The sequence below is a fragment of the Cyanobium sp. BA20m-14 genome (genome assembly GCF_024346295.1).
Window position 1 is genome coordinate 1 of sequence record NZ_JAGQCR010000176.1, and the last position, 6,745, is coordinate 6,745.

General features: G+C 70.7%; 7 protein-coding genes and 2 pseudogenes. 6 read left to right on the forward strand and 3 right to left on the reverse strand.

Going from position 1 to position 6,745, the window contains the following annotated elements; genetic code table 11:
- Both KBZ07_RS14205 and KBZ07_RS14210 read right to left on the reverse strand, forming a co-directional pair.
- Positions 1-801, reverse strand: a pseudogene (locus tag KBZ07_RS14205) (PCRF domain-containing protein); the annotation flags it as partial.
- Positions 802-857: 56 nt separating this feature from the next.
- Positions 858-1,226: a type II toxin-antitoxin system VapC family toxin gene (locus KBZ07_RS14210; RefSeq protein WP_254932226.1), complete on the reverse strand. Its 369-nt coding sequence runs from the start codon at positions 1,224-1,226 to the stop codon at positions 858-860.
- 137 nt (positions 1,227-1,363) lie between these two features.
- Here KBZ07_RS14210 and KBZ07_RS14215 point away from each other — a divergent pair, with 137 nt between their 5' ends.
- The 3 genes from KBZ07_RS14215 (at position 1,364) to gshB (ending at position 2,807) form a co-directional block, all read left to right on the forward strand.
- A complete protein-coding gene (locus KBZ07_RS14215) occupies positions 1,364-1,498 on the forward strand; it encodes a hypothetical protein (protein ID WP_254932221.1) in 135 nt (44 codons plus the stop codon).
- 97 nt (positions 1,499-1,595) lie between these two features.
- Positions 1,596-1,856: a glutaredoxin 3 gene (grxC, locus tag KBZ07_RS14220; RefSeq protein WP_254932222.1), complete on the forward strand. Its 261-nt coding sequence runs from the start codon at positions 1,596-1,598 to the stop codon at positions 1,854-1,856.
- A gap of 3 nt (positions 1,857-1,859) precedes the next feature.
- On the forward strand, positions 1,860-2,807 hold the full coding sequence (gene gshB, locus KBZ07_RS14225; RefSeq protein ID WP_254932223.1) for a glutathione synthase: 948 nt from the start codon (positions 1,860-1,862) through the stop codon (positions 2,805-2,807).
- Here gshB and KBZ07_RS14230 read toward each other — a convergent pair.
- Positions 2,780-4,222, reverse strand: coding sequence for an isochorismate synthase MenF (locus tag KBZ07_RS14230; RefSeq protein ID WP_254932227.1), 1,443 nt, complete (start codon positions 4,220-4,222; stop codon positions 2,780-2,782). The genes gshB and KBZ07_RS14230 overlap by 28 nt on opposite strands.
- 74 nt (positions 4,223-4,296) lie before the next feature.
- Between KBZ07_RS14230 and menA the strand changes: the two genes are divergently transcribed.
- The 3 genes and pseudogenes from menA to KBZ07_RS14245 all read left to right on the forward strand — a co-directional run.
- Entirely contained in the window at positions 4,297-5,259 is a 963-nt protein-coding gene (menA, locus tag KBZ07_RS14235) for a 2-carboxy-1,4-naphthoquinone phytyltransferase (RefSeq protein ID WP_254932224.1), read from the forward strand.
- A 3-nt stretch (positions 5,260-5,262) separates the two neighbouring features.
- Entirely contained in the window at positions 5,263-6,249 is a 987-nt protein-coding gene (locus KBZ07_RS14240; RefSeq protein WP_254932225.1) for an o-succinylbenzoate synthase, read from the forward strand.
- Positions 6,246-6,745, forward strand: a pseudogene (locus KBZ07_RS14245) (o-succinylbenzoate--CoA ligase); the annotation flags it as partial. The gene KBZ07_RS14240 and the pseudogene KBZ07_RS14245, both read left to right, overlap by 4 nt.

Sequence of the window (6,745 nt, forward strand, 5' to 3'; positions counted from 1 at the left end):
ATGTGCAGGATGCGCACGGCCGTTTCCACCTTGTTGACGTTCTGGCCGCCGGCACCGCCAGAGCGGCTGGTGGTGATCTCCAGGTCTTTGTCGGGGATGTCGAGCTTCACTTCCGCCTCGATATTGGGCATCACCTCCACACCGGCAAAACTCGTCTGGCGCTTGTCGTTGGCGTTGAACGGGCTGATTCGCACCAGCCGGTGGGTGCCCTTTTCGTTGCGCAGGTAGCCGTAGGCGTAGCGGCCCTCGATCTCGATTGTGCAGCTCTTGATGCCTGCCTCTTCCCCTTCGCTGAGCTCGTCCACGCTCACCTTCATGCCGTGGTCTTCGGCCCAGCGGGTGTACATGCGCATCAGCATCAGGGCCCAGTCCTGGGCGTCGGTGCCGCCGGCGCCGGCGTTGATGTTGATCACGGCGCCCTCCTTGTCGTAGGGGCCAGAGAGCAGGCGCTCTAGCTCCCAGCGGTCCAGGTCGGCCCGTAGCTTCTGCAGGGCCTGGTTCGATTCGGCCAGCAGCTCCCCATCGGGCTCGAGGCCGTAGAGCTCGAGGGTGGCTTCACCATCGACCACCGCCGCCCGCCAGGCGGCCAGCTGCTCGAGCTGGGCCCTCACTTCATCGAGCTGGCGCATCTTTGCCTGGGCTGCTTTTTGGTCGTCCCAGAAGTCGCTCTGGGAGGCCAGCTGCTCCAGGTCTTGTTGCCGGGCTTTCAGGGCCGGTACGTCAAAGACAGTCCTGGGCATGGCCCAGGCGGTCGGTGAGCTCGGAGAGGTCGCGCTTGAAGTCGGTGAGGTCGAGCGGCACTGCGGCGGGGATGCTGGCGGTGGTCACGGCGATGGCCTTCTGATGGTCTGACCGTATCAGTGGCGCCCGTCCAATCGCTCCAGGGAGCCTGGCCAGTTGAGAATGGCTTGATCCGCTGTGAGCAGCGTGGCGCGGTGCCATATCGCGCTGGCGGAAATGAAGCGGTCTGCAGGATCGGCATGAAACGCGTCCAGCTCAACGGCCTGCAGGGCGATGCCGCCTTCGAGGGGCAGTTCGAGCAGGCCAGCCTCCAGCCAATCGGCTCGCCAACGCTCGGGCGGCAGGCCTAGGTGGATACGCCCCCGACGGTTGAGCATGGCAGCCTCCCAGAAGCTGATCACACTCACGGCCACCTGGCATCGCTCCCAGGACTGAGCGATGGTCTTCCTGGCTTGGTGGCCGAGTTGGGCGTCATTGCGGTCCAGCTAAAGCAGGACGTGGGTATCCAGTAAGATCACTACAGGACCTCCCAGGGTTCGTCCAGGGGCGCCACGACGTCGCCGTCGAAGCGGGTGGCGAGGTGCAGCCCAAAAGGACTGGCGCGGCGAGTACCGCGGCACGGATGAAGCTCCGCAACGGGCTGACCGTGGTGATGACCAGGGCTTCGCCGCTGCGGGCGACATCGTCCATCAGGCCAAGGCAGCGGGCCTTGAACTGGCTGGCGCTGATCTGCCAGACCATGGCGCTGCTTCCGTGATGGATGGAAACTGTAATGACCATGGTGCGGACCATGGTCTCGGAGGAGCTACGTCGGCGGCTACTTCTAGGATCAGTTCATCTGTGCAAAGGCCCCGATGGCCGCCACCGTTGAGATGTACACCTGGCGGTTCTGCCCCTTCTGCATCCGTGCCAAGGCCCTGCTTGACCGCAAGGGCGTTGCCTACAGCGAATATGTGATCGACGGCGATGAGGCTGCCCGCTCGGCCATGGCCGCCAAGAGCGGTGGGCGGCGCAGCGTGCCCCAGACCTTCATCAACGGCCAGCACGTGGGTGGCTGCGACGATCTGCATGCCCTCGAGCGCTCCGGCCAGCTCGACGCCCTGCTGGCGAGCTGAGCGGTGGCCTCCCAGCTGTTCGTGATCGATCCGATTGCCCGGCTCAACCCGGCCAAGGATTCCAGCGTGGCCCTGATCCAGGCGGCCCAGCGGGCCGGTGAGCAGGTGTGGGTCTGCACCATGGCCGATCTTGCCGCTGCCGATGGGCCCGGGGGCCATGGCGCCTGGGCGGTGGCCCAGCCACTGGAGCCCCAGCCGGATGGTGCAGCCAGTTGGTATGGCCTGGGCGATTCCCAGCGGCTGCCGCTTACGGCCTTCCCCCATGTGTGGATGCGTAAGGACCCACCGGTGGATGAGGCCTACCTCTATGCCACTCACCTGCTGGATTTGGCGGAGCGCCAGGGGGTGCGGGTGCTGAATCGCCCCGCGGCCCTGAGGGCCTGGAACGAAAAGCTGAGCTCCCTGCGCTGGAGCCACCTAATGGCGCCGACCCTGGTGGCCAGCCGGGTGGACGCCCTGGCGGCCTTCACGGCCGAGCATCGGGAGGTGGTGCTTAAGCCCCTGGGGGGGCGGGCCGGCCAGGGGGTGGTGTTTGCCGCCGCGGCCACGCCGGGCCTGCGGGCCCTGCTGGAGCTGGTGACGGGCCAGGAGCGGCTGCCGGTGATGGTGCAGGCCTTCCTGCCCGGGGTGAGCGCCGGCGACAAGCGCATCCTGCTGGTGGATGGGGAGCCGCTCGGGGCGGTGAATCGCAAGCCCACCGGCGGCGAGTTCCGCAGCAATCTGGCCCTGGGCGGGGCCCCTGAGGCCACCGAGCTCAGCGCCGCCGAGCGGGCCATCTGCGCCGAGCTGGCGCCCGCGCTCCAGGCAGAAGGCCTGTTTTTCGTTGGCATCGATGTGATCGACGGCAGGCTCAGCGAGATCAACGTCACCAGCCCCACCGGCGTGCGCGAGGTGGAGCGGTTGGGGGGGATCCCGCTGGCGGATCAGACGATCGAGCGGCTGCTGGCCTGAGCGGGCAGATCCAGCTGTTGCTGGAGAACGCCGAGCTTGAGGGCCACCTCCGCCAGCTCCCGCTCCACCGTGGAGCCGCGCACCAGCCCCGCGCCGGCGGTGAGCTCGAGGCGATCCCCCCGCAAGGTGCCGCTGCGGATCGCTACCCGCAGGTCGGCGTCACCGGCGCTGTCGATCCAGCCGATCGGGGCGGCGTAGTGGCCGCGCTCAAAGGGTTCGAGGCTGCGCAGCCAGGCCATCGCCTCGCGCCTGGGCAGGCCCGCCACGGCGGGGGTGGGATGGAGGGCTGCGGCAATGGTGAGGGGCTGGTGCTGGGCCAGGGCTGCCGTGATCGGCGTATGCAGGTGCACCAGTTGGCCATGGCGCGCTAGGCGGGGGTGGCGGGGCCGGCGGGGGGTGAGGCCAGCTCGGGCCAGTACGGCGGTGATGGTGTCCACCACCAGCTCGTGTTCGTGGCGGTCCTTGCTGGAGTGCAGTAGGGCCGCCGCCTGATCCCCCGCCGGGGCGGTGCCGGCCAGGGCATCACTGCGCAGCTGGCCCTGGCGCACGGTGAGCAACCGCTCCGGGGAGGCGCCGATCAGGGCCGAGCCGGGGCCCTGTTGCCATAGAAAGCGGCAGCTGCCGCCCTGGTGCCGTCGCAACGGGGCGAGCAGGGCCAGGGGGTCGGGGGCGGTGTCGAGCTGGAGCTCCTGGCGCACCGCCAGCACCACCTTTTTCAATTCGCCCGCCTCCACCTTGCTCAGGGCCTCGGCCACGGCGAAGCGATAGCTGCCTTGCCAGGGGGCGCTCCAGCGCAGGCCGATACCGCCCAGCTCGCTCCAGCCTGGTTCCTCCGCCTGCTCCACCAGTTGCTCTAGCCGGCGTGCCCGCTCCCAGAGTTCCTCTGCCAGCTGCCGCGGCGTCACCCCGCCGCCAATCGGCCGTTGCAGCCGCAGCCAGCAGTGCTGCCCCTGGCGGCTGAGTTGCCAGCGCGGCAGCACCGCCTGCACCCCTGGCACCGACCCCGGCTCGCTCCGCAGGGGCGCATCGAAGAAGGCGAAGGCCAGCAGCACCCTGGGCCGGGCCAGGGGTGGGCCGGCGTTGGTTGTGGCCAGACGGCTGAGGCTGGCGCTGGCGAAGCGCTGGGCCAACTCGAAGCGGCGCGGGCCACTCAGCTCCAGGCTGTTGGTGCGGCCGGCGGCGGCAATGCAGAGCCCCGGAGCCCCATCCCAGAGGAAACGGAAGCCATCCCCGCCGCTGGGCTCCAGGTGAGGCAGCAGCAACAGGGGGTCGCCGCCGGTCAGCGGCAGGGCCAGGCTGAGAACGCCGTCCTCCTCCAGCTGACGGGCCTGCCCATTGGCGGCGGTCAGCAGATCCGTGAACGAATTCCCAGACGAACCGCCTGGGGAATCGGTGAAGGAATGGGAGGCCTGCACCAGAAGGGGCCGGGGCCGCGACAGAGAGCTGCTCAAATGTATGGGCCCTGCAGCGGCTGCCGCCTGCGGCCCCCATGACTGAGCCCAAGGTCGTCGCAAGCCGTTACGCCAGCCCGCCGGATCGGCGGCAGCTGTGGCAGGCGGCGATCAAGTGGCCGATGTACGCGGTGGCGGTGATGCCGGTGCTGCTGGCTGCGGGCTGGCGCTTCGGCCGGGCGGAGCCGGTGCGTCTCGACCAGTTACTGCTGTTTCTGCTGGCGGCGGTGCTGCTGCTGGCCTGGGAAAACCTGGCCAACGATGTCTTCGACGCCGATACCGGCGTGGACACCCACGGCAAACCCCATTCGCTGGTCAATCTCACCGGCCGCCGCGACCGGGTGGCCTGGTTGGCCAACGGTTGCCTACTGGGGGGATTGGCCCTGATGGCCCTGGTGGCCTGGCGCAGTAGCCCGGCGGTGTTGGGCCTGGTGCTGGCCTGCTGCGGCCTCGGTTACATCTACCAGGGCCCGCCGTTTCGGCTGGGCTATCGGGGCCTGGGGGAACCCCTGTGCTGGCTGGCCTTTGGCCCCCTGGCCACCGCCGCCGCCCTGGTGGCTCTGGCGCCCCCAAGCGCCGGGGCGGTGCTGCCCTGGCGCGCGGCGCTGGAACTGGGCAGCGGTCCGGCTCTGGCCACCGCCTTGGTGCTGTTCTGCTCCCACTTTCATCAGGTGGGTGAGGACGGCGCCAACGGCAAGCGATCGCCGGTGGTGCGGCTGGGAACGGCGACGGCGGCGCGGCTGGTGCCCTGGTTTGTGGCAGCCAGCCTGGCTCTGCAGTGGGCGCCCGTGCTGGTTGGGCCGGCGGCCCTGCGCTGGCCGCCCACGGCCCTGCTGGGGGTGATCGGTTTGCCGCCGGCCCGGCGGCTGATCGGCTTGCTGAGCCAGCACCACCACGATGGCAGTCGCATCGGCGGCAGTAAGTTTCTGGCCCTGCGTTTTCAGGCTCTCAGTGGGCTCGGCCTGGCCCTGGGGCTGGCCCTGGGCCGCTGGTGGGGCTGAGCGATGGCGGCAGGGGTTGGCTGGTTAGGGCTGGTGTGGCGGCCCTTTGGGCTCAGCTTGCCCCAGGCCCTCAGCACCGCCAGGGGCCCCATCGCCGGGAAGCGCGGCTGGCTGTTGCGGCTGCACAGCCCCGAGGGGCTGGTGGGCTGGGGAGAGGCCGCCCCGCTGGATGGGCAGCTGGAGCCCCTGGCGGCGGCGATTGAAGGCCTGGGGCCCCAATGCTCCCGGCCCCAGCTGGAGGGGGCCCTGGCGGCCGGCACCCTGCCGCCCAGCCTCGGCTTCGCCCTGGGAGCGGCCCTGGCCGAGCTCGATGGCCTGCCCCCGGGGCGCTGGCTGCCGCCGCCCCCCTCGGCCCGGTTGCTGTCGGCCGGTCCGGCGGCCCTGGAGCGGCTGGCTTTGGAGCGGCTGGCGCTGACCCGGGGCGAGCTGCCGGTGTTCAAGTGGAAGGTGGCAGTGCACCCTGATGGGCTGGAACGCACCTTGCTGGAGCAGCTGCTCCAACTCCTGCCCCCAGAAGGGCGCCTGCGCCTGGATGCCAATGGGGGCTGGCAGCCGGCCACGGCCTGGGCCTGGGCCGAGCGGCTCGCCGGTGAGCCCCGGCTGGAATGGCTGGAGCAGCCCCTGGGCCCTGCCGACCTGGCGGGCCTGGAGGCCCTGGCCACCCGGGTGCCGGTGGCCCTGGATGAATCCCTGCAGCAGCAGCCCTGGTTGCGCCAGAGCTGGTCGGGCTGGCAGGTGCGGCGGCCCAGCCAGGAGGGGGATCCGCGGCCGCTGTTGGCGGCGCTGGAGCAGGGCGCCCCGCGGTTGATGCTCAGCACCGCCTTTGAAACAGGCATCGGCCGGCGCTGGCTGCACCATCTGGCGGCCCTGCAGGCCCAGGGGCCCACCCCGGTGGCACCGGGCCTGGCTAGCGGCTGGCAGCCCCAGGGGGACCTGGCAGCCCCGGATCCGGCCAGGGTGTGGCAGGCCGCGGGAGGAGGGGTGCGATGAGGGTCCAGCAGCTGCTGCAAGCCTGGGACTGCGGCCTGGTCGTGCCCCTGGCCTCTGCCGCCCAGCAGGTTGAGTTGGCGGCGGCCTTCGGCCCGGCTGGCCCCGCGGGGGTGCTCGAGCAGCTGCAGGTGTGGGGGCCGGGCGTGCTGGTGGGCAGCGGCGGCAGCAGCGGCCGGCGCCGGTGGTGCCTGCAGCCCCTCTCGCACCTGCAGGCCTCGGCGGCGGCCACCGGCACCTGGCTGGCAGCCCAGGGCATCGAGCCGGCGGCCTGCCTGCATCTCAACCCCCTGCCGCTGCACCACGTCAGTGGGCTGCTGCCGCTGGTGCGCTCCAGGCAGTGGGGCTGCGGTGTGCAGCAGGTGGAGCCCGCCCTGCTGCGGCAGCCGGAGGTGGTGGCGGCGGCGCTGCCCCTGCCCAGCGATCGCCCCGTGCTGCTCTCCCTGGTGCCTACGCAGCTGCAACGGCTGATGGCGACACCGTCGGGGTTGGCGTGGCT

Excerpts from the sequence above, each read along its gene's own strand:
- KBZ07_RS14215 (WP_254932221.1), top strand. The coding sequence starts at position 1,364 with ATGAAGCTCCGCAACGGGCTGACCGTGGTGATGACCAGGGCTTCGCCG.
- grxC (WP_254932222.1), top strand. The coding sequence starts at position 1,596 with ATGGCCGCCACCGTTGAGATGTACACCTGGCGGTTCTGCCCCTTCTGC.
- menA (WP_254932224.1), top strand. The coding sequence starts at position 4,297 with ATGACTGAGCCCAAGGTCGTCGCAAGCCGTTACGCCAGCCCGCCGGAT.
- KBZ07_RS14240 (WP_254932225.1), top strand. The coding sequence starts at position 5,263 with ATGGCGGCAGGGGTTGGCTGGTTAGGGCTGGTGTGGCGGCCCTTTGGG.